Annotated in this window: 1 pseudogene; it reads right to left on the reverse strand. The window is 62.7% G+C overall.

Annotated elements, in window-relative coordinates:
* Window positions 1-228, reverse strand: a pseudogene (locus SB725_RS34340) (tRNA 4-thiouridine(8) synthase ThiI); the annotation flags it as partial.

A 228-nucleotide genomic window follows, 5' to 3' on the forward strand; every position in this document is an offset into this window, starting at 1 on the left:
CGGCCGTGCCGATCTCCACGGCCAGGTCGATGATGTCCTGCTTGTGGCTGGCGATCAGGGGGCGCAGTACCAGTTTCTCGGTCACGCAGTCGATCACCGACAGGTTCGGCAGGGTCTGGCTGGACACCTGGGAAATCGCCTCGCCGGTCACCAGCGCATCGATGTGCAGGCGGTCGGCGATGCTCGACGCGGCACGCAACATCATACGCTTCAAAATGACGCCCATAT

This window comes from Pseudomonas sp. SIMBA_041 (assembly GCF_046535095.1).
In the GTDB taxonomy this organism is placed as follows: Bacteria; Pseudomonadota; Gammaproteobacteria; order Pseudomonadales; family Pseudomonadaceae; genus Aquipseudomonas; species Aquipseudomonas mucoides.